Source organism: Lysinibacillus sp. RS10, assembly GCF_041956855.1.
In the GTDB taxonomy this organism is placed as follows: Bacteria; Bacillota; Bacilli; order Bacillales_A; family Planococcaceae; genus Lysinibacillus; species Lysinibacillus xylanilyticus_A.
Genome location: NZ_CP167122.1, coordinates 2,543,161 through 2,567,147, shown reverse-complemented (window position 1 = coordinate 2,567,147; position 23,987 = coordinate 2,543,161). Strand labels below are relative to the sequence as shown.

Sequence of the window (23,987 nt, the reverse complement as noted above, 5' to 3'; positions counted from 1 at the left end):
GCACTTTTCGCACTCATTGGCACATCTCCTTATGTTTGAATACCTTTATAATAGCATTTTTAGAAATTTATAGAAATAATTATTTTCACGTAGCTTTTTTGAAGGTCGCCAGTTTGTCTGATTATTAATATCTTGTTGCTCCTTCCACTGAAGAAAAGTTTCCGTGTCTCGAATATTGTGATCTAATACAGCTTGATAGACATAGATTGAAGGAAGTATTAAAGTTTTCTGTAGCAGGTCTTCTTTTATTTTTAAAATACACTTTCGACGATCAATTGTTAAAGAATCATTCATAAGCGAAACTAAATCTCTTGATAAAGGGCCATTTCGTGTTTCAGAAAACAGCCACATATCAATATTCCAAATGTCTGAAGGAGTATGCTGATATTGTATTTTAAAATAGTAACCATGATAGGCTGTTTCAAAATAATTACGGTACTTTAACTCTAAAACCTTAGGATGGTTAGTTAAATCTGATAGTATCGTCATGGCTTCAGCCGGATTAGGACTGACACTGAAGGTTTCGATATCGATGTCTTGATCTACTAGCAAATCATAGGCCGTAGCTCCAACAACATATGCTTGTCCGATTTTATTCCATTTTTCTAATAACGCCAATTCGTTTAGAATTGTCAAGGCAGTTTCTTTTCGCTCTTGCGCTCTCTTTAATATTTCCAAAATTTACACCTACCCTTAAATTTATTTCTAAATCATGTTAGAATACATTATATTTGTCATTTGTTCAATATTTTATTAGGAACAAAACAAGGGTTTTTTTTGCTGCTGTATGCCCATTTTTAGTTGATTAATAGAATATGATGTACTAATGCTATGAACAATATAAGACAGAAAGAAGGAATAATACATGCGTACTTTTACTCCATATTTTAATGGTCTAATGAAATACTTACCTGAAGAGGAGCAGCTTCAATTACAACGGGCAATCGGAGCAACAGAGTCTCAAATACAATTGTTGCTTGAAGTATTTCCAGAGTGTCCGGAGTCACTTATGAATCTATTAAAGGATGTTAATGGAACGTACTATTGTAAGCATGGTGATGAAACGATTTGTGTACTTGTACTCGGCTCGGGTCTTGATGAATATCCATATTATTTAAAGTCCGTCGAGCAAATCATTAAAGATTACCGAGTAGAAGATAGTGTAAGTATTTATGATCGTTATAAAGATTTTTTAGATTGGGTGGAAGTGGATGAGCGTATTAATCTTCACGTACCGCTAAAAGAACGATTATGCTTTTCGGATTGCATGAACAATGGGGGTACGTCTAGTTTATATATTGACTTCAAGCCGAATGATTGTGGGGTAGTAGGACAAGTGATTCGCTATATGCATGACCCAGATAGCTATGAAGTGATTGCACCTTCCTTTGACGCATATTTACAGCAGCTGATGGATGGGGAGTATGAATTTACTGCGCTCTATGAGGAGGACTACGACTAATGTCGGAAGGGAAAGCTTCTATGAGATTAAAGTTTCTAGAAGAAAATGATGATCACTTGCTTGAACGATATACCATAACAAAGGAGCAACTTCGCTATACGAAGTCTCCAATGGATTGCATTGAATTAGTGAAGCAGGACAAAAACCTCCATGCGATTTTGGCATTAGACGGAGACAAGCTCGTAACTTTCTTTGTGCTCCATGAAAAAGAAGGTGTCAAGCCATATTCCTCTAATAAACAAGCAATATTAATCCGTGCCTTTTCTACAGACTTTTTTGAGCAAGGTAAAGGCTATGCGAAAGCAACATTACAGCTTGTGCCGGACTTTGTTACGAAGCATTTTCCTCATGTAAATGAGCTTGTGTTAGGCGTTAATTTACCGAATACTGCTGCACAGGCATTGTATAAAAAATGTGGATTTGTCGATGAAGGCAAGATGGCTGTTGGGTTTACGGACATTAAAGTAATGAGTTATTACATAAGTGAGTCACAAGTAATCGAAGCATATATGGAGCAATTTGAGGAGATATGTGCGATTGATCAAGATGTAATTGGAGATTTCTCAAGAAGTGAAACTATTCGCACAGCCGTTCAAGAAAAACGTTGTCTTATTCAACAGTCCGAACAGGGGATTGCTGGTTTTCTCATTTTTACAAATGACTTTTTTGACAATAACTTTATTTCACTAATCATCGTCAAGCCATCTGAGAGACGAAAGGGTGTTGCTACTGCATTATTAGCTTTTTATGTAGAAATGGCAGACACACGAAAAATCTTTTCTTCGACGAACCAATCAAATACGAGTATGCATAAAGTATTTGAAGCAGCAGGATTTGTGAAAAGTGGCTATATTGAAAACTTAGACGATGATGATCCAGAGATGATCTATGTGAAAATGAAGTAAATGGCAAGTCTCGTAGAATGTTTACTGCGAGACTTGCCATTCGTTATTTTCTTGCCTTTATGAATAAAAAGGAAGGGCGACTAATCTCTTTTTTGAGAGAAGGCAGCTGTTGCATAGCTTCATCGCTAGGAATCGGTTCTAGTATTTTTTCAATCGTCAAGCCATGCGCGATTAAGGTATTGATGATTGTAGAAACACTGCGGTGATATTTGACAACGTCATCTACAAACCAAGTTTGCTCACGCTTGCCCTCATCGTGGTAATGGTCGACTGCATAATGGCTTCTATTGCCATGTTCATCATAAAACCAGTTGCCCTCTATCGTTTTACGAGCTGTAACAATCGGGTGCTCAACTGAGAAAATAAACAAGCCATTAGGACGAAGCATTCTTGTAATGTTTTCAATTACGCCATTGAAATCAGCTATATAATGTAAGGAAAGAGAGCTTGTAATACAATCAAAGCTTTCTGGGGCCGCATGATAATCCTCTAATGCTTGCAAATGGTAGTCTATGTTTGCATGAGCATGTTCACGTTGAGCAATTGACAGCATATTTTTGGAAACATCAATGGCTGTTACATGCTTTGCGCCATTCTCAATACAATAGTATGCGAATTCTCCCATGCCACAGCCGATATCAAGCATTTGTAAATGGATTAAATCAGGGAGCAATGATTTGAATGCTGGTTGCTCCAGTAAATGGTTATAGTTATAAGGTGTTTGCCGTAATTTCCGGTATTGTCGGAAAAATTCTAGATGATCATAAATGTTTTGTTTCATGTCAAACCTCCACTAGTTTTACATAACGTTATGTAACATTTGCGCATAATTATTGTCACATAGCTATTGAAAAAGAAATAGACTTATATTTCAAATTTTAGTAAGATGTAGATAGAGGCATGTCAATTTTTTACAATTGGAGCTGGCCTAAAAGTAAATATAGAATGGTTAAAGAAATTCTATAATGTAATTTTTGATTTAAAGGTAAAAATCTGCGTAGACTCCTGCGGGAAAGCAAGAGCAAGAGACCCAACAGGGAGCGTTAGCGACCGATGCGGCTCGTGTCTTGCCCACGGAAATCGATGCGGATTTTTACCTTTTACAATTATGCTAGAATTCTTATGAAGGACTTTTTAGAAAAAAACCTTATGATGAAATCGGGGAGGGAGTTAACTGAAAAAATATGTACTATTGTCTTCCACTTTATGTATATATGTCCTCACCATTGTGGTTCATTTTTTCTTGAATTCTTTTGAAAATGGAAGAGCCTTTTTAGGATTTACAATGATAATTCCACTCCTTGCCGTTTTCCTCGTTCAAAAAATGGGGGGAGGGCTACCTATTCTTAAAACATTTTCTTTGACATGGCCCTCGAATAAATGGGTATTCATAAGCATTATTGTGCCGATCATAATGGGCATTGGGCTTCATACCTATTTTTATGTCACACATGGAGATTTTTTTCTCATTACTAAACCTTCGCAATTCATAGCCTTACTACTTATAGGACTTACGATTAGTGCGTTTTCTGCATTAGTGGAGGAAGTGGTATGGCGGGGGAATTATCATTATTATTTGCGTCAACGTTTTAGTTTTTGGCCTACAGCTTTGTTCATAGGTGTGATTTGGTCATTATGGCATTTGCCCATCGCCTTATTATACAAATCCTATACAACACCCGTTCTTTCAGTTCCTGTATATTTGTTCATACTTTTTGCATTGTCACTAGTACTTTCTATTATAAGAGAAGTTGCTCAATCTATTATTCCAGTCGCACTATTACATGGCATGATGAATGTTTTTTATCTGAGTGATGGCCAACAAATGTCTGTGACAACAGATTTTCAAGAATGGCTAAAATGTATTGGCATAGTATTACTGTTCATTGTTTGTATCCTCCTTTCGCGTCATAAAATTGTAACAATTCAAAAAAATAAAAGTATTTAAAGGGAAATGATGGCACTTTTTTTTAATGAATGACGTTATTTTCATTGGGAGTAAATAGGATCATCGCCAAAAATTGTGGATGACATCTGTCAAAACTTATGGCATGCATATAGTTGATTGGAGTGGAGACTGGGCGACTCCTTGGGGATCAGCGATAGAGGAACAAAGGCTAAAAACATCACGCCCTGTGATAACGCCTTCGTGACCAACATCGTGTAGGCCCGAGACCCTGGAGCGAAGCGGATGTTTTCTGTGCGAAAGCGTAGTGCTAACGTAGCGTCAGCAAATGTTTTATCTGTGCGAAAGCGAAGCGTCAGCGGCAAATGTTTTATCTGCGCGAAAGCGAAGCGTCAGCGGCAATGTTTTATCTGTGCGAAAGCGAAGCGGCAGCAACAAAGCGCCCAGTCGGAACGGAAATCAACCACACGTTATGGTGATGCGCCAGTAAATATCTAGCCTCCCAAATAATATATTGGAGGATTTTACATTGAGTAAAGAAGAATTATTGAGTTTGAGTAGTAATTCATTGTTCGTGGCCTTTATTTTACTGCTAATCGCTATTATACCGATTGGACTTGCCGTGAAATCAAAAGGAAAAATGTTTGGTAAAGTAGGGCTTATACTTACCTATATTGCCTTTACTTTGCAACTAGTTTATTTTGTTCTAAGGTGGATTGCTGTTGACCACGCACCTGTTAGTAATATGTATGAGTTTATGACGTTTTTTGGTATCATGCTTACGGGTAGTTATTTAATTATTCATTTTTTATATAAGCAAATCGTTGTTGGCTTGTTCACCATTCCTGTGTCATTAATTATTCTCGGTTATGGAAGTGTTTTTACAAAAGAAGTTTCACCACTTGTTCCATCGCTGCAAAGCCACTGGTTAACGATTCACGTTATGACCGTTGCATTTTCAAGTGCCATACTATCGATTTCGTTCGCAACAGGTATTATTTATTTATTAAGAACATTAGATGTTTCTAAATTTTCGATTCGTACATTTGCCTTGGAATTTGTCATGTATTGTTTAGTTGTCGTGATTGGCTTTATTGGTGTGGGCACTTATTTTAACTTAGCAGCAGATAAACTTGAGGTTCATTTTGAAAATGTACAAGAAAAAGAAGAAACAGCCGTTTATACGATGAAGCCGCTCATTGTCACGAAAGACGCAGTAACATCTAGTGGGGAACCGGTTGGCGTTTTACAGATTACAAATAAGATAGACGCGAAGAAATTGAATTCGATCGTATGGGCATTTATAGCTGGAACGATTTTATATGCTGTCATTTTACTCATTGCGAGAAGACCGTTAATTGTTTTATTAAAGCCATTAACAAACCGTGTACAACCAGCATTAATAGATGAGATTACATATCGAGCCGTTGTTATAGGTTTTCCGTTGTTTGCTTTAGGAGGGCTTTTGTTTGCCATGATTTGGGCACAGATTGCCTGGAGTAGGTATTGGGGCTGGGACCCTAAGGAAGTATGGGCTCTAATTACGTTTTTATTTTATGCTGCTTTCCTTCATTTGCGACTTTCTAAAGGCTGGGAAGGAGAGAGGACAGCTTGGTTAGCGATTGTTGGATTTGGCATTATTGTTTTTAATCAGGTATTTGTGAATTTAGTCATTGCAGGTTTACATTCTTATGCATAAGAGGCTGCATTAATTTATGTTAGAACTTAAAAAGAGACATCCGCAATTGGGATGTCTCTTGAATTTGCATTTGTTTATTATAAAGCTGGAATTAAAGCTTTACAACATTCGTTGCTTGTGGTCCGCGGTTTCCTTCTTCTACGCCGAATTCCACTTTTTGACCTTCTTCTAAACTTTTAAAGCCCTCTGATTGAATTGCAGAGAAATGTACGAATACATCATTTCCACCTTCTACCTCGATAAAGCCAAAACCTTTTTCTGCGTTAAACCATTTTACTGTACCTTGTGTCATGTGAACACCCTCCTAAAAAAATTCAACAATCAAATTCCTTCAACGCTCGCAAAGAATCACGAATTCAAAAGCTCGTATTACTTTTGAATACGTGATTTTAATGATTAAGATGAAGTAATGTAATTATTTTTTTTATTATATAACAAATTCGTATATTTATCCAGTATATTCCGTTTTTAGAAAGAAAAATTTACATTGCATCGTTTTTGGCTCATTACAGCAAAAGGGTTTCGTCTGTGCGAAAGCGAAGCGACAGCAGCAGGATGTTGGTCACGAAGGGGTTATCACAGGACGTGATGCTCTTAGCCTTTGTTCCTCTATCGCTAATTCCCAAGGAGTCTCCCAGTCGGAACGAAGATCAACGTATAGACAAAGCATACGTTTTAACAAATGTCATCCACGACTTTTGGTGATGAGCCTCGTTTTTCTATAGTATTAATTGATCCATGCTTTCTCTTTAGCGACAATTACTGCCTCTGCACGAGATTCTACATTTAGTTTGACAAAGAGTTTGGATAAATAGTTTTCAACGGTGCGTTGAGTAACCCCGATGGCTGAAGCGATTGCTTTATTCGTACAGCCTTGTGCGACAAGCTGTAAAATTTCTTGCTCCTTGTCGCTTAGTAAAACGTCTTGCTGAGCATTTGATCGATTGGTGCGCTGATGTACAAAATCTAAAAAATCTGCTGCTAATAAGATTTCACCTCTTAATGCGGCTTGAATCGTTTGAATCACTTGCTCTTTCGTGGCAAGCTTGGATAATAGACCATCGACTTTTTTCTCGATAAGTAGTTCGTAATAATCGGAAAGTTCGTATCCAGTATAGAGTAAAATAAGTGCTTCTGGTTGCTTTTTCTTAATCATTTCTGAAAGCTGGATGCCGTTGAGTGGTTTCATATTAATATCAATCAAAAATAATTGGAAGTCTTGAGCATCCATTCTCGACAGTACAGAAGCACTATCCTGCTCAGTGTCTATACGAACATTTGTTAAATCCTGTAATAATGTTTTTGTACCATCTAAAACGACAGGATGGTCATCGACAATTAGAATATCAATCATTTGATTTCACGTCCTCTTGTATTTGAATAAATATATGCATTCCTTCATTTTGACTGGAAGTTATGGCGATATTTCCATTGAAAGCACGGACACGTTCTCGAATACCGTTAATGCCCATAGAAGTTGAAGATTGCAGTAAATCTTCAATATTACAGCCAATGCCATTATCGTCGTATTGGAGGATAAAACCGCGATGGGTCGCTTGTAGTTTTAGTGATACCTCGGTAGCCTCAGCATGCTTGATCGCATTATTTAAAAGTTCTTGCACTAGGCGATAAACGACTAAATGTAAGGTTGCATCATGGAATTGAACCCGTTCTATTTGCGTGGTTAACATAAAGTCGGCACGTATTTTCACTTTTTGTATCAGTTTTTTTAAGGCCATTTGTAACCCAAATGTGTCGAGCAAAGGAGGGCTTAGATTCTCGCAATATTCACGTAAATCTTTCGTTGCATTTAGTAATTGCTCCCGAATATTTAAGACTTTTTCCTTTTTTATCATCGATGAGCCAGCTAGCACATCTAATTCTCTCGCTATATGAAGCTGCTCTTGCAAAATAGTGTCATGTAATTCTTGTGCTAAAATACTCTTTTCTTTTTCAGTGATCGTCCATAACAATTTATCGAGCCAAGGAAGCTGTGTATCATGGTTATCCTTCATATGCTGTATTTCACACACTAAATCTTCAATGAGCTTTAAATTATTTATAAACATTGAAACATAGAGTGCAAGTAACTCCAACCAAAGACGTTCTTCTTTGTGTAGGGCATGTCTAATTTTTAAAATAATCTTTTCTTCACCCGTATCATGTAATAACAGATGAGTCCTGTCAGTCTCTGCGCTAACTTCACCAAGGCTAATTAGCACATCTTCCGCTATTGTTGTAATAGTAAAGGATGCAGTACCAAGCTTTTCTATTATTTCATATTTAAACAGATTAAGTAATTCTTGCTGATTTTTTGCTTTACCCATACGGTTAACGGCACCATATAAATTATGTACATAATTTCCAGTAGAAGAGAAGATAACTTTCCGATACTTATAATCAAGCTGCTCCTTAATATAGAAACAAGCAACGAAAATAAGGAAAGTAAGGATAAAGACACTCGTAATTTTAACAATCGACAATTGGTCTAAAAACACGATCATCAAGCTCGAAGACAATATTAATGTACTAAAAAAGGCTAGTGTTGAATAATAACGTAAACGAGATAATTGATATTCAATATCGAATAATCGTTCATTCATTTGAATGAAGATAAAAGAAAAAGGAATAAACAATAAAAATAATGCAGCTAAGTCAGATTTTAAAATAGGTTGATGTCCTAATATTTCAGGTATGACGAAAAAAAGTAAAAAGGGCAGAAATGGAGTTATAAATGCAATAGCGATAAGACGGATCTTGGCCAATTTCGTTCGTATGTAACTCGTTAGTAAAATATAGATGGCATAAAGTACAAGAACAGCAAACATAGCAAGGTTTACGATACCCGCTATATTAAATTCGGTATTAAATACTTCAATGAGAATAAAGCAAGGTATAAGTAGCAGTATTCCATATAGCCATTTGGTATTGATATAGGGCCATTTTATATGAAGATAGCGGAAATAGTATTGTAAAAAGTGAATAAATATCACAAGACATAAATCAATACAAATACCTATGATTAACCTTCCGATTACATCTCCTCTACCTGAGGCTCCTGTACTTATATAGGCTAGTGAACATGTTAATAAAAATAATATTAGTAAATTTGTTAGTTGATGATCTTTCTTACTTTGCCATAAGTAGATGGCAACGACAAAAGATAAGATGAAATAAAATAGTGGAAAGATAACTTGTAAATATAATTCTTCGGGAATATCTTTATGCTGAACTAAAATATTGTGAATATCGCCATTTGGCTTGGAAATGGTTAGCTCATTTGCACTTCTAGCGAGAGAATAGCGTTGAATTGAGCTAAAATCTTGTGCTGGCTTGCCATCGATTGTTAGTAAAATATCACCTTTTTCAATGTTTTGTTGCTGTGCCCAGTCAGGATAATAGAAATCAACAATCACTGGTTGTCCGCTAGTTGTGTCTACGGAAATACTAATAAAAGGTACTCGTATTGCTACTACGAGCACATAAATACCAAGAAGTAGGTATGTTATAAAAACACTATATGTCCATTTGCTCATCATTCTCTCGTCTCTTTGCATAATCGAAATGCCCCGTTCTTCATTATGTATGCTATATATTATCCATAATTTTTGGTAATTTTGGAATACCGAAATATGGTGTTTCGGAAAACCACTATTACTTTTTCGGAATAACGAAATAGTCTTTTCGGAGAAGGATATGATAGTGTAAACCTAGCATATGTGACGAAAAGGGGGAGCGTTGCATGAAAAAGCGTGGATTGTCACTGATCCTTTTTTTTCTAGTCGTCATAATGTCGTACCCAATGACAACGATCGCTAAGAACTTTGAAAATGATGTGGTGAAAGTAGATATTTGCATTAGCGGGGGTGACAATCATTTTGTCTATAAGATTCCAAAACATTTACATAATAATACGCCGTATTATGAAATGAAGAATAACATTGAAACTTCATTAGCGAGGCATTGGAAGGTCGGGGATGCCCATTATGAAGCCCAACAGTCGGAAGTTACGTATACTTTTTTTATTAATGATTTAATTCATGAACAACAAGATGGGCAGATGAAGGTAGCGATACCCTATAGTATTTTACTAGGAATGTTTGATGAAAATGATGCCATTCAATTACGTATTTTGGCGAGCAAGCTAACTAACTGGAAAGTCAACACAGCGGATTGGACAACTCTCGGCTTTGTGGAACCGCTTAGTTATTTTAGTGATCAGGAATATGTATTTGAGGGAGCAATTAACGAGCTATTACAACAGCGGGTAGGACATTTTAATGGAACAGTTATAAAAGGTCAAATGATTCTACATTGTATCATTTATTTTAACTTTATAATTGCACAGCTTATTGCCTGTATACTTTTATCAAGGCACTTTAAAAAGAGAATTATTGAAGATCCAGAAACGATGCATCAGTTCCGAAAGCTCAAATATATGTATCAAATCATTCCGTTAATGATTATTGTTGTGCAAATTGTTTTTCTAGTCATGTCAGGGTTAGTGACTGCGTTTGGGCTTTATTTTAACCCAGGCATGGATCTATTATTTGTTTTTGGCCCTATTGTATTTAATATTATTTTGTTGCCAATGTTTTTCTTCACGACTGCAAGCGAAATTTCAAAGGAGCTAGAATACAATTCCTTTGGCTCAGGCTTGTAAACATGGAATGATTGTTTTTATTTTTGGTCGACCAAATGTAGTTATTAGATTATAATGGTCAACAGCATACTTGAAGGAGCTGTTGATTGACATGACGCACCCAGAAATCGCGTACTTAAATTTACTACAACATATATTAGATAATGGAGTTAAAAGAGAAGATCGTACCGGAACAGGTACATATAGTGTATTTGGCTATCAAATGCGATTTGATTTAAGTAAAGGTTTTCCTCTTTTAACGACTAAACGTGTACCTTTCAAGCTTGTAGCAAGTGAGCTACTTTGGTTTATTAAAGGGGATACAAATATTCGTTATCTACTGAAAAACAACAATCATATTTGGGATGAATGGGCTTTTAAAAAATGGGTTGAGTCTGATGAATATTCAGGCCCTGATATGACGGATTTTGGACGTCGTTGCTTAGTGGACGAGTCTTTTAATGCCGTCTATCAACAAGAGTTAGCATCGTTTTGTGAGCGAATTTTAACAGACGATGAATTTGCACGTCAATACGGGGAGCTTGGGAATGTTTACGGTAAGCAGTGGCGTAATTGGACAACATCAACAGGAGAAAGTATTGACCAATTACAAGATGTGATCCACCAAATTAAGCACAATCCAGATTCACGACGCATTATTGTCAATGCATGGAATCCTGAGGATGTCATCAATGCTGGAGCGAAAGGCAGTAAAGCCGCATTACCTCCGTGTCATGTAATGTTTCAATTTTATGTGGCGAATGGTAAGTTAAGCTGTCAGCTAATGCAAAGAAGTCTTGATACATTGTTGGGCTGTCCATTTAATATTGCGTCCTATGCATTACTGACACATTTAATTGCCCATGAATGTGGCTTAGAAGTTGGCGAATTTATTCATAGCATTGGGGATGCTCATATATATTTAAATCACGTGGAGCAAGTGAACGAACAGCTATCACGCGAGCCTAAGGAACTACCAACCTTAAAAATCAATCCGGATAAAACGTCAATTTTTGATATAGAACTCGAAGATCTTTCTATTGAGGGCTATGATCCACATCCTGCAATTAAAGCACCAATTGCCGTATAACCTGAAGCAGCAGCCGATTTTGGTTGCTGTTTTTTTATGAAGATCGAAGCAATGGATAGAAGAATTGAATCGACCGATAGAAAAGCCTGAGCGACGGATAGAATTCAGATCGATGGATAAAAAAAGCCAGTGCGATGGATTGAAGAGGCAAAAAAACAGATAGAACCTGCAAAGTGATGGATAGAATCAGAGCGACTGAATGCTGAGGCAAAGCAAGGGATAGAAATGAGAGCGGAGGATTGAAGAGTAGAGCGACGGATAGAACCCTCAAAGTGACGGAAAGAAGTGAGAGCGACGGAAAGAAAGGCCAGAGCGACGGAAAGAAAGGCCAGAGCGACGGAAAGAACAGGCCAAACGACGGAAAGAAAGGCCAGAGCGACGGAAAGAAAGGCCAGAGCGACGGAAAGAAAGGCCAAAGCGACGGAAAGAACAGGCCAAACGACGGATAGAAGAGCCAAAATCGTGGATAGAGCCATCAAAATCGTGGATAGAACCATCAAAATCGTGGATAGAACCATCAAAGTGACGGAAAGAAGTGAGAGCGACGGATAGAAAGGCCAGAGCGACGGAAAGAACAGGCCAAACGACGGATAGAACCCTTAAAGCACAAGATAAAATGCCAAAAGAATGAGGCAAATGCCAAATTTTCTAGCACTTCATATGAAGCATGTTTTAATTTATGAAATTTTTTCCGATATAAGTTTTAAACTGGAAATAGTTTATTAAAATGTAGAGGTGAGTGGTGTGGGGATGTCAAGGGTGTTTCAAATAGATGAAAGAGAAAGTGAGCAACGTTTAAGGAGGCAATTACTTTTGAGGACTTCTCAACAAGAGCAGGAATTTACTCAACGACATGAGCTAGCAAACACCTCTGCAACATTAACACAGGAGCAAATATTTAAAATGATGCAGGTCATTGAGGAGATCCGGCTAAAACGTAATGAAGAAACACTATAAATGTAAGCGCCTTCTAAGCTATAATAGCTGAGGAGGTGTTTTATGATGAACGTGATCTTTATAGAAGCGGTTTCAGGTGCAGAACTTTTACAAATGGTGTCACATGATGTGGCGGGCATATTAGCAGCGGCACAGGGCGAAAGTGTGACGTTCCCAGTTGGGCATTTTAAGTATGAGTTTCATAATTTAGATTTTTATGAAGAAGATGGAGAAATACGACAAGAATTAGTCATTTACTTAAATAAAATATAATCATCGAATAGTACTTCTCAAAACGAAAAATAAATACAGGTGCAAATAGAACAATTCATTTGCTTTTATTCAAACCTGTAACTATAATAGTTACAACAGGTGGTGATACATATGGTGAACAGTCGGTTTTCGGTAGCGATCCATATACTTTCTCTCATCGCAACAACATCTGATAAAAGTCAGTTGACATCTGATTATATCGCAGGGAGTGTCAATACAAATCCGGTTGTCGTACGACGAATGATCGGAGTGTTGAAAAAAGCGGGTTTGCTTACATCGCAAACAGGCATTGCAGGCTATGACCTATTAGTAGAGCCAAAAGATTTAACGTTATTAGCTATTTACCAAGCTATTAATGGGCCCGAGCAGCTTTTTGCGATTCATGATGAGCCAAATCCAGATTGTACGGTTGGTCGAAAAATTCAATGTACATTGGAAGGTGTTTATACATCTGTTTGGCATGCAATGGAAGAACAGCTTCAAGCACAAACTTTACAGGATGTGCTAGATCAACTTCGTTAAATAACGAAGTCGGTCTTTTGTATCTAACCTGTAACTGAAATGGTTACAAACAAAAGTGGGAGGAACTAAATATGAAAATTGCAGTAATCGGTGCAACAGGAAAAGCGGGACAAAAAATTGCAGAGGAGGCACTACAACGTGGTCATGAGGTAAATGCGATTGTACGTACTGCCTCAAAAGTAACAGCAAAAATTGACGTTATTGAAAAAGATGTTTTCGAATTAACGAAAGAAGATGTAAAAAGCTTCGACGTTGTTGTAAATGCATTCGGTGCTCCTTTTGGTCAAGAGGAATTACATGTAAAAGCTGGCCGTCATTTAATTGATATTTTCACGGGCATTGAGACAAAACTATTTGTTGTCGGTGGTGCAGGTAGTTTGTTTGTTGACCCAGAAAAAACAGTTCGCGTAATGGATACGCCAGACTTCCCTGAAATGTTCTTTGCAACAGCTAAAAACCAAGGTGAAAACCTACAAGACTTACAACAATCAACAATTACTTGGACATTTTTAAGCCCATCCGCTTTCTTTGATCCTGAAGGTCCACGCACAGGCAGCTATACGACTGGTGTTGACCATTTATTAGTTAATGCCGCTGGTGAAAGCTATGTTAGTTATACAGATTATGCCGTTGCTGTGTTAGATGAAATTGAAAATCCAAAGCATGTAAACAGCCGTTTTACAGTGACTTCAAATAAATAATCAATAGGTACCCCAAAAAAGGCAGAATCTTTATGATGCTGTCTTTTTTTATTCGCTAAGATCAGCAATCATTTGTTATTACAAAATTGGATGGATTTGGTGGATTAAGCATGCTTGATTGATATATAATTTTAGTTAAATAGGATTTCCATTAACTGTGCAATTTAAACTATAAATGTCTTATACGCAGAATATAATGTTAATGAAGGGGGAGACTAAATGAGGTATACTCGTTTTTACTTTGGATTAGTATTATTCCTTTTGATCGCAGGTGCATTCTTTTTTTATCTGATTAATGACACTTATGTAGAAGCTGTTTATCAAATTGGAGAAGAAAATTTGGTGGAGGAAAACGGTGATTATTACCTTATATTGGATAATCGTAAATTAACTTTACCTGAAAGACTGTATGACGAAATTAAATGGGAAAAAAATGATGAATACCATGTAGGATATGAATATAAAAGTTTTTCAAAAAATAATGGTGATGTTGTCATGTTAAAAAAATATGGCTATTCACCTTGAGTTCATATGCAACAATATGAGCAATTACTTGTTAATGTTACAGAGGAACAGTCATTTTTTAGCGAAAAATGAGCCTTTTTCACAGAATTTTTCATTTTACAGAAAAATGCCTGTTTACAATACTCCATTAATTAGCTACTATCAAGTGTGAGTATTACATCAAAGGAGACGACAATTATGTCCACACAACGTATAGAAAAAGACTTTTTAGGTGAACGTGTATTACCAAGCAATGCTTATTATGGAATTCAAACGCTTCGTGCAACTGAAAATTTCCCAATTACAGGTTACACGATTCACTCATCTCTTATTAAAGCAATGGGTATCGTAAAAAAAGCAGCTGCATTAGGGAATATGGAAGTACACCTACTTTCAAAAGAAATCGGAGATGCAATTGTCGAAGCTGCACAAGAAGTTATTGATGGTAAGTGGGATTCAGAATTTATCGTAGATCCAATCCAAGGCGGCGCTGGCACATCTATTAATATGAATGCCAATGAAGTCATTGCTAACCGTGCCTTAGAGATTTTAGGCAAAGAAAAAGGGGACTACCAAGCAATTAGCCCAAACAGCCATGTTAATATGTCACAATCAACAAACGATGCTTTCCCAACAGCTATTCATATCGCTGTTTTGAATTTAATAGATGAATTACTTTTAACAATGGAAAATATGCAAGTGGTGTTCCACCAAAAAGCGGAGCAATTTGCACATGTTATTAAAATGGGTCGTACGCATTTACAAGACGCAGTGCCAATTCGATTAGGTCAAGAATTTGAAGCATACTCTCGTGTTATTAGCCGTGATATTGTTCGTATTCGTCAAACTCGCCCAAACCTTTATGATGTGAATATGGGGGCAACTGCAGTTGGTACAGGCTTAAATGCATTCCCAGATTATATTCAATCAGTAGATGTTCATCTTGCTGAAATTTCAGGTTTGCCGTTAAAAGGCGCTTCCCATCTAGTGGATGCAACACAAAATACAGATGCTTATACAGAAGTATCAGGCGCATTAAAAATCTGTATGATCAACATGTCGAAAATTGCCAATGACCTTCGTTTAATGGCATCTGGTCCACGTGCAGGTTTAGGCGAAATCATTTTACCAGCTCGTCAACCTGGTTCTTCTATTATGCCAGGGAAAGTAAATCCTGTTATGCCAGAGGTTCTTAACCAAGTTGCCTTCCAAGTAATTGGTAATGACCATACAATTTCTTTAGCATCTGAAGCAGGACAATTAGAATTAAACGTTATGGAGCCTGTACTTGTCTTCAACTTAATTCAATCGATTAGTATTATGAATAATGTTTTCCGAGCATTTACGCAAAATTGCTTGAAGGATATTGAAGCAAACGAAGAGCGTATGAAAGAATATGTGGAAAAAAGCGTTGGTGTACTAACAGCAGTAAACCCACATATTGGTTATGAAGTAGCTGCACGACTTGCGCGTGAAGCAATTCTAACTGGTCGTTCTATTCGAGAGCTTTGCCTTGAATCGGGTGTATTAACGAAAGAACAATTAGATTTAATTTTAGACCCGTATGAAATGACACATCCAGGTATTGCTGGTTCAAGTATGATGAAATTAAAATAATGATGATTAAAGCACTTTGTGTAGAGCAAAGTGCTTTTTCTATGTCTTTCGCCTGACAAAAGTTGGGCTTTTTTTCTGTTAATTTTAGGAGAATCCAACTATAATAATTACATTGAAGTAATAAAATAGTTGGGGGAATATAGTATGAGTTTACGGAAAAGAAGTATCATTGGCTTTGCAGCTTTAAATGTTCTAATGATTGGAATTTTAATCATAGATCTATCGAATTCAACATCATTAGAATGGCTAGCTACCTTAGTAACGATCATAGGAATTGCGATGACAACATCCTATATATTCTATGTCAAATATAAAATTATTAAACCAATTAAGCAATTAGCTGCTTCTGCTCAAGCAATAACTGAAGGAAACTTCCATACTGCTTCTATTGAAGTGCATACCAATGATGAAATTTCTGAGCTAGCAACAGCATTTTTTGAGATGAAAGAACAATTACATATGATGACACAAAAGATTGCCAGTGGTTCAACAGACTTATCAGCGAGCATAGAGGAGCTATCAGCTAGTACAAATGAAATTACAGTTGCGGTTGAAGAGGTAGATGCACAAATAGTGAAAACGACAGAAGGTCTTAAGCAAGCTGCGCAGTCTGCAAATGAAAGTGCCGTTTCTATGCAAGAAAATGCTGACGGCATTGAACGTATTACCGTGGCAACACAAGAAGTTTTTAATCATGCCAAAGAAGCAAATGAAATTGCAGGGAACGGTGCAGAAATTTTACATGTAGCAAAAAATCAAATGCAATTTATTTCAAATTCTACTGAAAAAACAAGTGAATTAATGCAACAATTATCAAATAAAATGACGGATATTAAATCCATGACAGACATGATCACAGCCATTACAGAGCAAACAAATTTGCTTGCCTTAAATGCAGCGATTGAAGCGGCACGTGCTGGAGAACATGGTAAAGGCTTTGCGGTAGTAGCGGAGGAAGTTCGAAAATTAGCAGAGCAATCTAAGCATTCGGCTATTCAAATTGTCGAGCTAGTCGTTGGCATAGAAAACGATACAAAACAAGTAGCGTCGTCTGTCGAAGAAGATTTGAAAAACGTACAACAAGGCGTCTATGTTATTGATGAGGCTACAAAGTCATTTGGAACGATCTCTCAGCACGTTAGTAAAATGACGAATCAGCTAGAGGATATTTCCACAACGGCTGAGGAGCTTTCAAGTGGCGCTCATGAGGTAACCACATTCATGGTGACAATCGCCAACGAAATGGACAAATTGTCTACTTATACAGAAGCCGTTCTGCAGTCTATGGATGAGCAAAGCGCCTCCATGCAAGTTGTCAATACTGTAGTATCACAAGACTTATGTGAACAAGCTGAAAATTTACAAAAGCTTACACAGCAATTTAACGGATAAGAAATTGAAAAGAGTATAAGACGATATTCATCGAAAAAGGCTATTTTGCGAAAGATTAATTTTCTGCAAAATAGCTCTTTTTTATTTTTGGTGTTGAAAATCGATTTTGATTTACTTATTAAATTTTCTTAATTTTGGTATAGTATTAAAAAAATGGCTCATTATCAAAGCGTTAAGGCATACGTCTTAGCAAATGTCATCCACAACTTTTGGTGAAGAGTCAAAAAAATAGAAGTGTGAGGAACTTAGGATGGGGATAAATTTCAATAGCTTTTTCAGAGAAGAATTGTCAGTACAAGATATTCAAGTAGCTATGGAACAGGGGGAAATAACATCTAAAGAATTAACAATGTATTATTTACACAGAATCGCTAAGTATGATCAAGATGGGCGAAAAATTAATTCTATGCTTGAAATTAATCCTGAAGCGATATTTATTGCTGAAGCGTTAGATGAAGAAAGAGTAACAAGGGGTGCTAGAGGACCTTTACACGGGATACCGGTTGTTTTAAAGGACAATATTGAAACGAAAGATTTTATGCATACTAGTGCAGGTACTATAGCTTTAGAAAATTATCTAGCTGAGCAGGATGCATTTATAGTAAGAAAGCTACGTGAAGCAGGGGCAGTTATTTTAGGGAAAACAAATATGACTGAATTAGCAAACGCAATGTCGAGTACGATGTGGGCGGGTTATAGTTCTCGAGGTGGGCAAACACTAAATCCTTATGGTGATCCAAATCTTTATGTGGGTGGATCTAGTTCTGGATCGGCGGTTGCAGTAGCATCGAATTTTTCAGTTTTATCAATTGGAACGGAGACAGACGCCTCGATTCTAAGTCCTGCTATTCAAAATTCAGTAGTCGGCATAAAACCGACTGTTGGACTCATTAGCCGCCGAGGCATTATCCCATTTACATACTCTCAAGATACCGCTGGGCCATTTGCAAGAACAGTGACAGATGCAGCTATTTTATTGGGCGTATTAACAGGAGTAGATCAAGATGACGTCGCTACACATAAAAGTGAAAGAAGGATATATCAAGATTACACAAATTTTTTAGATGCTACAGGTTTGAAGGGTGCTAGAATTGGCGTGTATAATAATGCCTTAAAAGAGTACTATGAGTCAGCGGAGTATGATGAAACACTTTTTAATAATGCCATTCAGGTTTTAAGAGAGCAAGGAGCCGTTATTATTGAAGATATCAATATCCCTTCTTTTCATAGAGACTGGAAATGGGATGTAGGACGATATGAATTAAAACATAGTTTAAATAATTTCCTTATCAATCTACCTTCGCATATGCCTGTACATTCTATCGCTGAGCTCATTCAATTTAATGAACGTTCAAAAGAAAAGTGTTTGAAATATGGGCAGGATAAATTGGAAATGAGAGAGGGACTATCAAATACATTAAGAAATTCTGAATATTTACATGCAAAATTAGAGGATCTGTATTTTGCGCAAGATCAAGGAATTGATTTTACATTGAAAAAATATGATTTAGATGCGATTATCTTTCCGTCATATATAGGTTCGACAGTTAGTGCGAAAGCAGGGTATCCCTCTATTGCAATTCCAGCCGGGTATATGAAAAATGGGCGACCGTTTGGCATAACTTTCGCAGGAACTGCATTTAGTGAGGATGTTCTTATAAAACTCGCTTTTGCATTTGAACAAGCAACTAAATTTAGAAAAGCACCGAAATTGTAATATGATTTACTAGCTAGGATATAAAACTAGAAGAACGAGCTTGAAATTTCCGTAGCAACACTTCTTTTATAAAAATTATACTACTTACAATTATTATGCAGAGCAACTACCACTTCTCATCATTTCTAACATTTAATGAGAGGTGGTTTTTTTATGCAAAAAACGATCGTGGGGGCAAAACAAAAGGACGTGTGTATATAAGTTAAATCATACACACAAGTCCTTCCTTGATGGCGATGTTGTAAAATTCAATCCTATTTCGTGAATTGGATGTTACAAAATTGCGTCTTTTACTGCACTTGTTGAATCTCTTCATCAGATTTTTTTATCAAATCACCTATTTTTGCAAGTATATAAACGAATCCATAGGTAATAGTGAGGTAGCTGAATTTATTAGCAATATCACTAAATTGCACAATTGAAAAATTAGATACCAATAAATCCATAAAAAAGAGAAACAGGGTAAATTGAATAATTTGAATCAAAAAATAGATTCCCTTATTTTTCATACCTATATGCAGCGCAAATGATTCTAATATAATGCTTATTGGTATTAAAAGAATAAAACCAATGATGATTCCAATTGATAAAATAATTGAGCTATATATACTTGTGAATCTAAAATCTAGAATAAGACTCGCTATATATTGAACGCCCATTAGTAAACTTATAATAATACCTAACACAGCAACCAGAAAAGCAGGGATTAAAAAATAGTCTCTTGTTTTCATAATTTTTAGACAAACCCTTCTTAGAAGTATCATTATTTCACGTTTTAATTGAAATAGGGAATAAAATTTTTGAAAACTGCATACGTTTACTTACTTCTCGCAGCAATTAACATTCTATGTTTGCGTAAGCCTAAACCAATACTCCACGTCACAACAATCATCAAAATTAAAATAATGATAAAACGACTACTTGGAAAGGTATCACTCATGGCAGAGTTGATTAAACCTATACAGCCAAAATAAATAAGTAATAAAGTTCCTATGCCAAAAAACATATAAATCAATACATCTTTAAGGTTCATAATTACTCCTCGTTATTCCCTTTACTTAACTAATTGTAAATTATATCCACAAAGTAATCATAACATAGCAAAGCATTATTTGGTAGTTAAATGGAAAATATGCATCCTACAGAAAGTGACTATAGCACCTGTTACGTGTTGAGAATGAAGTGGAAAAATCGTTTGTACAGTCGTCTTATGGTTGCTACAGAGCTATATGTGGAACTATCGAAGCGTTTTATGTGAAAGTGTTAGTGCATAACAAAAGGACTTGCATTTATGAAGATTAATCATAAATACGAGTCCTAATCTTAATTAATCTATAGCTGGTTTCGTCGAATAAGGGGTATTTTTTTAGATTGTTTCCAAAATCTCTTTTGCGATTTCATCAATTTCTTCTGCGAGTTCATTATGTGTAGGTGTTTCAGCCACTCTTGTTAAATACTCGCTAAACTGAACCCTTGATTCTACTGGCAATTTTATAACTAAAAAGTGTAAAATAAACCACTTCCAATTATCATCATCTGAAGATAAAACATCTTGCACATGTGGGACAATTTCTTCTGGAAAAGTTAAAAGTAATCCTAATACGCTTGGTGCCACTGGCCAATTCATATCTTGAATCCATTCGAGGAGGTAAGGCAGTAAAGGCAATATTTTATCTCTATCCATTTTTTTAATCACTTCTACTCTATCATTATCAAATATATGTCTTGGTAAAAGATCTGCAAAGTTTTCCAAATGCATCCCTCCTTTAGATTTTTATACATGGCAATCTATTTATTATATCAGTCTTTATTAAACTAATTGTCGAGCGTGAATATAAACAATTTTTACAAGCTGTGATCGCGTATTAAAACAGGCAAAGAAACTGAGCAAGATTTGTAAATAAATTACAGGTAAAGACGATTACTCACGTTGAGCAGAGAGAATACCCGCGGAAGCAGAGCAAATATCCGCGCAATCAGACCAATCTCCCATAAATCACAAAAAAACAGGACATGCATATAAAAAAATCATGTCCTGTTTTAAAATGTGAATTATTTAATGCAATGCATCGCTGCCTCAGCTTCATGCCACGGAACGGAGTAGCCTTTGCCTTTTGCACAAAATATACTAGAGGATGTATAGTCAGGATCGGCATTTTTATCGTAGCCGATTTGCGCGATCACTTCTTCTGTATTATGGCACACATCATAGCCATCAAATTGTAGGGAGAGTATGCCTTTCCCATTAGTATAGGCGGCAAAGGTTGTGCTGTAGTTCATAAATGTTGCGACAGGGGCACGTCCAGTTAAAATGACGTCATTTTCAGTTAAGATTGGTGCGTCAAATGTACCTGAAGCTTGCTGAATATCGGTCATCATGCGGCCGATAAAATCACTAGGGGCTTTAAGTTTAAAGCGATAGTAAGGCTCTAGTAATATATTTTCTGCTTGCTCAAGACCTTGCCGTAATGCACGAAATGTTGCCTCGCGGAAATCGCCACCCTCAGTATGCTTAATATGCGCTCGTCCCGTTAAAAGTGTGAAACGAATATCCGTTACAGGAAAACCTGTTAATAAGCCATGATGATCCCGTTCGAATACATGTTTTTCTATGAGTCGCTGATTGCCAACCGATAAATCATCCGCATGGCATGCATTGACAAATGTAATGCCCGCACCACGTGTGTTTGGCTCCATCAATAAATGTACCTCGGCGTAGTGCTTTAATGGCTCAAAATGGCCGTAGCCTGTTACAGTTGTTGCGATTGTTTCCATATATAAAATTTGTGGCTCACCAAATGAAACAGCTAGTGAGAAACGTTTGTAAAGGACTTCGGCAAGTACCTCGAGCTGGATGACCCCCATAATATGGACATGAATTTCCTGGAATTTTTCATGCCATAGTACACGTAATGATGGTTCTTCTGCTTCAAGCATGCGAAAAACTTTTAACACTTCTTTTATATGCTGATTGCCTGTATATTGGACTTTTGCTTGCAAGGTCGGCACTAACTCATAGGGCTGCGGGTTAGTCGCACTACCGATGATATCACCGGTGTTTGCGAGACTTAGCCCTTTGACTGCGAAAATCTCCCCAGCTTCAACCTCTTGGACTGTTTCATAGCGATTTCCATTATATAATCGAATTTCAGTCACTTTTTCAGTTAGATCTCCAAACGAAAATTCATCACGAACACGCAGAGTTCCTTGTAATGCCTTCATAAAAGTTAAGCGTTGATGTCCATCATGACGAATTTTAAATACTTCTCCTTGGAACGTTCCATTGTCGTTAAAATGTGTCTCAGAAAGTAGAGGGAGCTGTGAAATGAATTCCTTTATCCCAGTATCTTTTAAGGCAGAGCCAGTAAAACATAAAAAGGCCTTTTCCTGTTTAATCATCGCTTGTATATGAGTAAGGCAGTTAACGCTATCCAACGTCTCGTTAAGAAAAGCATCGAGAAGCTGCTCATCACGCTCAGCAAGCCACTCCATCATGTAATTGGAAACATAATCAGAACGGAGTGGTTCATCTACTAATAGTACATCCTTAGAGCAATCTTTTTGAAGCTGTGCCATAACGGCTTCGACATCTGCACCTTCACGATCTATTTTGTTAATAAATAAGAAGGTAGGGACATGATACTTGCGTAAAAGTTGCCACACGGTTTCAGTATGACCTTGCACTCCTTCGACCGCACTAATAACAATGATGGCATAATCCATAACACGAATAGCACGTTCCATTTCTGGCGAAAAATCGACGTGCCCAGGTGTGTCGATTAACGTATATGTATCGTTTCCAATCGTCATGCGACCTTGTTCCGCAAAAATAGTAATGCCTCGCTGTTGCTCTAGTTCATGATTATCTAGAAATGTATCTTGATGATCAACGCGACCACGGGCTTGAATACTGTTTGTATGGAATAGTAACTGCTCAGAAAATGTTGTTTTTCCTGCATCAACGTGAGCGAGTACACCAATTGTTTTATGCATAAAAAATCCTCGTTTCTTTTTTTCGTCCAATATCATTGTAACAGAAATAAAATAAAGTAAAGACTACTAATCAGTGAGGGTTTCGCCACCCCAACTCGATAGAGGAACACCCTGTTGCCCCAAAGTAATCGGGCATTTCCGGGCTGTTCATCTTCCGTTAAACTTCTTGGCTGTCTGCTAGTTATGTGGGACAAAAATATTTCATGTAAAATAGTTAGTGTTTATGTCGAAATAGTGCTACTATATTCATAATACTTATTTTTCGATTTTTTCGAGAGATTGCGAACATAAATTTCTTCTGCTAGTCTAACAATATCATTTTAAAAAAATAATAGATGTATTGGTGCAAATGATTTGTCATTTGCTTAAAAGGGAAATCGGTGCGAATCCGATGCTGTCCCGCAACTGTAAATGGGGAGTCTATACAAGATGCCACTGTAGCCATGCTATGGGAAGGCGTATAGATGATGAACCTAAGCCAGGATACCTGCCAATATGTAATCTTTGCTTAAACCACGAGGATGGGGCTAGTGAATAGGTTGTAGAACCCATCTTTCACTATGCGAACCTCTTGGAAACAAGGGGTTTTTTTTATGCCCTTTTTAACTTATGTTTAGCGGGTGTGGAT

General features: G+C 36.8%; 25 protein-coding genes and 1 riboswitch. Of the genes, 15 read left to right on the top strand and 10 right to left on the bottom strand.

The window, feature by feature from the left end; genetic code table 11:
* Positions 1 to 45: 45 nt before the first annotated feature.
* Complete coding sequence (locus ACB089_RS13115) at positions 46 to 678, bottom strand: hypothetical protein (RefSeq protein WP_374966799.1); 633 nt, start codon at positions 676 to 678, stop codon at positions 46 to 48.
* Positions 679 to 865: 187 nt separating this feature from the next.
* On the opposite strand from ACB089_RS13115, the gene ACB089_RS13110 reads away from it, so the two are divergent.
* Together ACB089_RS13110 and ACB089_RS13105 are read left to right on the top strand one after the other, a co-directional pair.
* Positions 866 to 1,462 carry an SMI1/KNR4 family protein gene (locus ACB089_RS13110; protein ID WP_374966798.1) on the top strand — a complete coding sequence of 199 codons (597 nt, stop codon included), beginning with the start codon at positions 866 to 868 and terminating at the stop codon, positions 1,460 to 1,462.
* The gene (locus ACB089_RS13105; protein WP_374966797.1) at positions 1,462 to 2,367 is read left to right on the top strand and encodes a GNAT family N-acetyltransferase; all 906 of its coding nucleotides are present in this window, start codon (positions 1,462 to 1,464) and stop codon (positions 2,365 to 2,367) included. Before ACB089_RS13110 ends, ACB089_RS13105 begins: the two co-directional genes overlap by 1 nt.
* 43 nt (positions 2,368 to 2,410) lie before the next feature.
* Here the strand turns inward: ACB089_RS13105 and ACB089_RS13100 are convergent, their stop codons facing one another.
* Positions 2,411 to 3,148: a class I SAM-dependent methyltransferase gene (locus ACB089_RS13100; RefSeq protein WP_374966796.1), complete on the bottom strand. Its 738-nt coding sequence runs from the start codon at positions 3,146 to 3,148 to the stop codon at positions 2,411 to 2,413.
* 504 nt (positions 3,149 to 3,652) lie between these two features.
* Here ACB089_RS13100 and ACB089_RS13095 point away from each other — a divergent pair.
* From ACB089_RS13095 to ccsB, 3 genes are all read left to right on the top strand, one after another.
* The gene (locus ACB089_RS13095) at positions 3,653 to 4,315 is read left to right on the top strand and encodes a lysostaphin resistance A-like protein (RefSeq protein ID WP_374966795.1); all 663 of its coding nucleotides are present in this window, start codon (positions 3,653 to 3,655) and stop codon (positions 4,313 to 4,315) included.
* Positions 4,316 to 4,558: 243 nt separating this feature from the next.
* Positions 4,559 to 4,771 (top strand): hypothetical protein, encoded by a 213-nt coding sequence (locus tag ACB089_RS13090; RefSeq protein ID WP_374966794.1) that lies wholly within the window; start codon positions 4,559 to 4,561, stop codon positions 4,769 to 4,771.
* Positions 4,772 to 4,802: 31 nt separating this feature from the next.
* Positions 4,803 to 5,972: a c-type cytochrome biogenesis protein CcsB gene (ccsB, locus tag ACB089_RS13085; RefSeq protein WP_374966793.1), complete on the top strand. Its 1,170-nt coding sequence runs from the start codon at positions 4,803 to 4,805 to the stop codon at positions 5,970 to 5,972.
* A gap of 91 nt (positions 5,973 to 6,063) precedes the next feature.
* Here the strand turns inward: ccsB and ACB089_RS13080 are convergent, their stop codons facing one another.
* The 3 genes from ACB089_RS13080 to ACB089_RS13070 all read right to left on the bottom strand — a co-directional run bounded on the left by ACB089_RS13080 (position 6,064) and on the right by ACB089_RS13070 (position 9,511).
* The gene (locus tag ACB089_RS13080) at positions 6,064 to 6,264 is read right to left on the bottom strand and encodes a cold-shock protein (RefSeq protein ID WP_368634647.1); all 201 of its coding nucleotides are present in this window, start codon (positions 6,262 to 6,264) and stop codon (positions 6,064 to 6,066) included.
* Positions 6,265 to 6,699: 435 nt separating this feature from the next.
* Positions 6,700 to 7,326, bottom strand: coding sequence for a response regulator (locus ACB089_RS13075; RefSeq protein WP_368634648.1), 627 nt, complete (start codon positions 7,324 to 7,326; stop codon positions 6,700 to 6,702).
* Entirely contained in the window at positions 7,319 to 9,511 is a 2,193-nt protein-coding gene (locus ACB089_RS13070) for an ATP-binding protein (RefSeq protein ID WP_374966792.1), read from the bottom strand. Before ACB089_RS13070 ends, ACB089_RS13075 begins: the two co-directional genes overlap by 8 nt.
* A gap of 203 nt (positions 9,512 to 9,714) precedes the next feature.
* Between ACB089_RS13070 and ACB089_RS13065 the strand changes: the two genes are divergently transcribed.
* Positions 9,715 to 10,635, top strand: a complete 921-nt coding sequence (locus ACB089_RS13065) for a hypothetical protein (protein WP_374966791.1) — start codon at positions 9,715 to 9,717, stop codon at positions 10,633 to 10,635.
* A gap of 91 nt (positions 10,636 to 10,726) precedes the next feature.
* On the top strand, positions 10,727 to 11,704 hold the full coding sequence (locus tag ACB089_RS13060; protein ID WP_374966790.1) for a thymidylate synthase: 978 nt from the start codon (positions 10,727 to 10,729) through the stop codon (positions 11,702 to 11,704).
* 267 nt (positions 11,705 to 11,971) lie between these two features.
* On the opposite strand, the gene ACB089_RS13055 is transcribed toward ACB089_RS13060, so the two are convergent.
* A complete protein-coding gene (locus ACB089_RS13055) occupies positions 11,972 to 12,340 on the bottom strand; it encodes a hypothetical protein (protein WP_374966789.1) in 369 nt (122 codons plus the stop codon).
* Between the two features lie 177 nt (positions 12,341 to 12,517).
* Between ACB089_RS13055 and ACB089_RS13050 the strand changes: the two genes are divergently transcribed.
* The 8 genes from ACB089_RS13050 to ACB089_RS13015 all read left to right on the top strand — a co-directional run bounded on the left by ACB089_RS13050 (position 12,518) and on the right by ACB089_RS13015 (position 19,366).
* The gene (locus ACB089_RS13050; RefSeq protein WP_374966788.1) at positions 12,518 to 12,661 is read left to right on the top strand and encodes a hypothetical protein; all 144 of its coding nucleotides are present in this window, start codon (positions 12,518 to 12,520) and stop codon (positions 12,659 to 12,661) included.
* Between the two features lie 42 nt (positions 12,662 to 12,703).
* Entirely contained in the window at positions 12,704 to 12,913 is a 210-nt protein-coding gene (locus ACB089_RS13045; protein ID WP_374966787.1) for a thymidylate synthase, read from the top strand.
* Positions 12,914 to 13,024: 111 nt separating this feature from the next.
* Positions 13,025 to 13,435, top strand: a complete 411-nt coding sequence (locus ACB089_RS13040; RefSeq protein WP_068984125.1) for an Rrf2 family transcriptional regulator — start codon at positions 13,025 to 13,027, stop codon at positions 13,433 to 13,435.
* A 71-nt stretch (positions 13,436 to 13,506) separates the two neighbouring features.
* The gene (locus ACB089_RS13035; protein ID WP_374966786.1) at positions 13,507 to 14,136 is read left to right on the top strand and encodes an NAD(P)-dependent oxidoreductase; all 630 of its coding nucleotides are present in this window, start codon (positions 13,507 to 13,509) and stop codon (positions 14,134 to 14,136) included.
* Between the two features lie 219 nt (positions 14,137 to 14,355).
* Positions 14,356 to 14,661 (top strand): hypothetical protein, encoded by a 306-nt coding sequence (locus ACB089_RS13030; protein ID WP_368634658.1) that lies wholly within the window; start codon positions 14,356 to 14,358, stop codon positions 14,659 to 14,661.
* 177 nt (positions 14,662 to 14,838) lie between these two features.
* Positions 14,839 to 16,257, top strand: coding sequence for an aspartate ammonia-lyase (gene aspA, locus ACB089_RS13025; RefSeq protein WP_068984128.1), 1,419 nt, complete (start codon positions 14,839 to 14,841; stop codon positions 16,255 to 16,257).
* 144 nt (positions 16,258 to 16,401) lie between these two features.
* Positions 16,402 to 17,649 carry a methyl-accepting chemotaxis protein gene (locus tag ACB089_RS13020; protein ID WP_374966785.1) on the top strand — a complete coding sequence of 416 codons (1,248 nt, stop codon included), beginning with the start codon at positions 16,402 to 16,404 and terminating at the stop codon, positions 17,647 to 17,649.
* Positions 17,650 to 17,899: 250 nt separating this feature from the next.
* Positions 17,900 to 19,366, top strand: a complete 1,467-nt coding sequence (locus ACB089_RS13015) for an amidase family protein (RefSeq protein ID WP_374966784.1) — start codon at positions 17,900 to 17,902, stop codon at positions 19,364 to 19,366.
* A gap of 290 nt (positions 19,367 to 19,656) precedes the next feature.
* Here the strand turns inward: ACB089_RS13015 and ACB089_RS13010 are convergent, their stop codons facing one another.
* The 4 genes from ACB089_RS13010 to ACB089_RS12995 form a co-directional block, all read right to left on the bottom strand.
* A complete protein-coding gene (locus ACB089_RS13010) occupies positions 19,657 to 20,097 on the bottom strand; it encodes a hypothetical protein (RefSeq protein WP_374966783.1) in 441 nt (146 codons plus the stop codon).
* Positions 20,098 to 20,183: 86 nt separating this feature from the next.
* On the bottom strand, positions 20,184 to 20,399 hold the full coding sequence (locus ACB089_RS13005) for a hypothetical protein (protein WP_374966782.1): 216 nt from the start codon (positions 20,397 to 20,399) through the stop codon (positions 20,184 to 20,186).
* 333 nt (positions 20,400 to 20,732) lie between these two features.
* Positions 20,733 to 21,125, bottom strand: coding sequence for a DUF5071 domain-containing protein (locus ACB089_RS13000; RefSeq protein WP_374966781.1), 393 nt, complete (start codon positions 21,123 to 21,125; stop codon positions 20,733 to 20,735).
* Between the two features lie 293 nt (positions 21,126 to 21,418).
* Complete coding sequence (locus ACB089_RS12995; RefSeq protein ID WP_374966780.1) at positions 21,419 to 23,359, bottom strand: GTP-binding protein; 1,941 nt, start codon at positions 23,357 to 23,359, stop codon at positions 21,419 to 21,421.
* Between the two features lie 324 nt (positions 23,360 to 23,683).
* Positions 23,684 to 23,869, top strand: a riboswitch (cobalamin riboswitch).
* Positions 23,870 to 23,987 lie beyond the last annotated feature (118 nt).

Coding starts and splice junctions, on each gene's coding strand:
- ACB089_RS13110 (WP_374966798.1), top strand. CDS start 866: ATGCGTACTTTTACTCCATATTTTAATGGTCTAATGAAATACTTACCT.
- ACB089_RS13105 (WP_374966797.1), top strand. CDS start 1,462: ATGTCGGAAGGGAAAGCTTCTATGAGATTAAAGTTTCTAGAAGAAAAT.
- ACB089_RS13100 (WP_374966796.1), bottom strand. CDS start 3,148: ATGAAACAAAACATTTATGATCATCTAGAATTTTTCCGACAATACCGG.
- ACB089_RS13095 (WP_374966795.1), top strand. CDS start 3,653: ATGATAATTCCACTCCTTGCCGTTTTCCTCGTTCAAAAAATGGGGGGA.
- ACB089_RS13090 (WP_374966794.1), top strand. CDS start 4,559: ATGTTTTCTGTGCGAAAGCGTAGTGCTAACGTAGCGTCAGCAAATGTT.
- ACB089_RS13080 (WP_368634647.1), bottom strand. CDS start 6,264: ATGACACAAGGTACAGTAAAATGGTTTAACGCAGAAAAAGGTTTTGGC.
- ACB089_RS13075 (WP_368634648.1), bottom strand. CDS start 7,326: ATGATTGATATTCTAATTGTCGATGACCATCCTGTCGTTTTAGATGGT.
- ACB089_RS13070 (WP_374966792.1), bottom strand. CDS start 9,511: ATGATGAGCAAATGGACATATAGTGTTTTTATAACATACCTACTTCTT.
- ACB089_RS13065 (WP_374966791.1), top strand. CDS start 9,715: ATGAAAAAGCGTGGATTGTCACTGATCCTTTTTTTTCTAGTCGTCATA.
- ACB089_RS13060 (WP_374966790.1), top strand. CDS start 10,727: ATGACGCACCCAGAAATCGCGTACTTAAATTTACTACAACATATATTA.
- ACB089_RS13045 (WP_374966787.1), top strand. CDS start 12,704: ATGATGAACGTGATCTTTATAGAAGCGGTTTCAGGTGCAGAACTTTTA.
- ACB089_RS13040 (WP_068984125.1), top strand. CDS start 13,025: ATGGTGAACAGTCGGTTTTCGGTAGCGATCCATATACTTTCTCTCATC.
- ACB089_RS13035 (WP_374966786.1), top strand. CDS start 13,507: ATGAAAATTGCAGTAATCGGTGCAACAGGAAAAGCGGGACAAAAAATT.
- ACB089_RS13030 (WP_368634658.1), top strand. CDS start 14,356: ATGAGGTATACTCGTTTTTACTTTGGATTAGTATTATTCCTTTTGATC.
- aspA (WP_068984128.1), top strand. CDS start 14,839: ATGTCCACACAACGTATAGAAAAAGACTTTTTAGGTGAACGTGTATTA.
- ACB089_RS13020 (WP_374966785.1), top strand. CDS start 16,402: ATGAGTTTACGGAAAAGAAGTATCATTGGCTTTGCAGCTTTAAATGTT.
- ACB089_RS13015 (WP_374966784.1), top strand. CDS start 17,900: ATGGGGATAAATTTCAATAGCTTTTTCAGAGAAGAATTGTCAGTACAA.
- ACB089_RS13010 (WP_374966783.1), bottom strand. CDS start 20,097: ATGAAAACAAGAGACTATTTTTTAATCCCTGCTTTTCTGGTTGCTGTG.
- ACB089_RS13005 (WP_374966782.1), bottom strand. CDS start 20,399: ATGAACCTTAAAGATGTATTGATTTATATGTTTTTTGGCATAGGAACT.
- ACB089_RS13000 (WP_374966781.1), bottom strand. CDS start 21,125: ATGCATTTGGAAAACTTTGCAGATCTTTTACCAAGACATATATTTGAT.
- ACB089_RS12995 (WP_374966780.1), bottom strand. CDS start 23,359: ATGCATAAAACAATTGGTGTACTCGCTCACGTTGATGCAGGAAAAACA.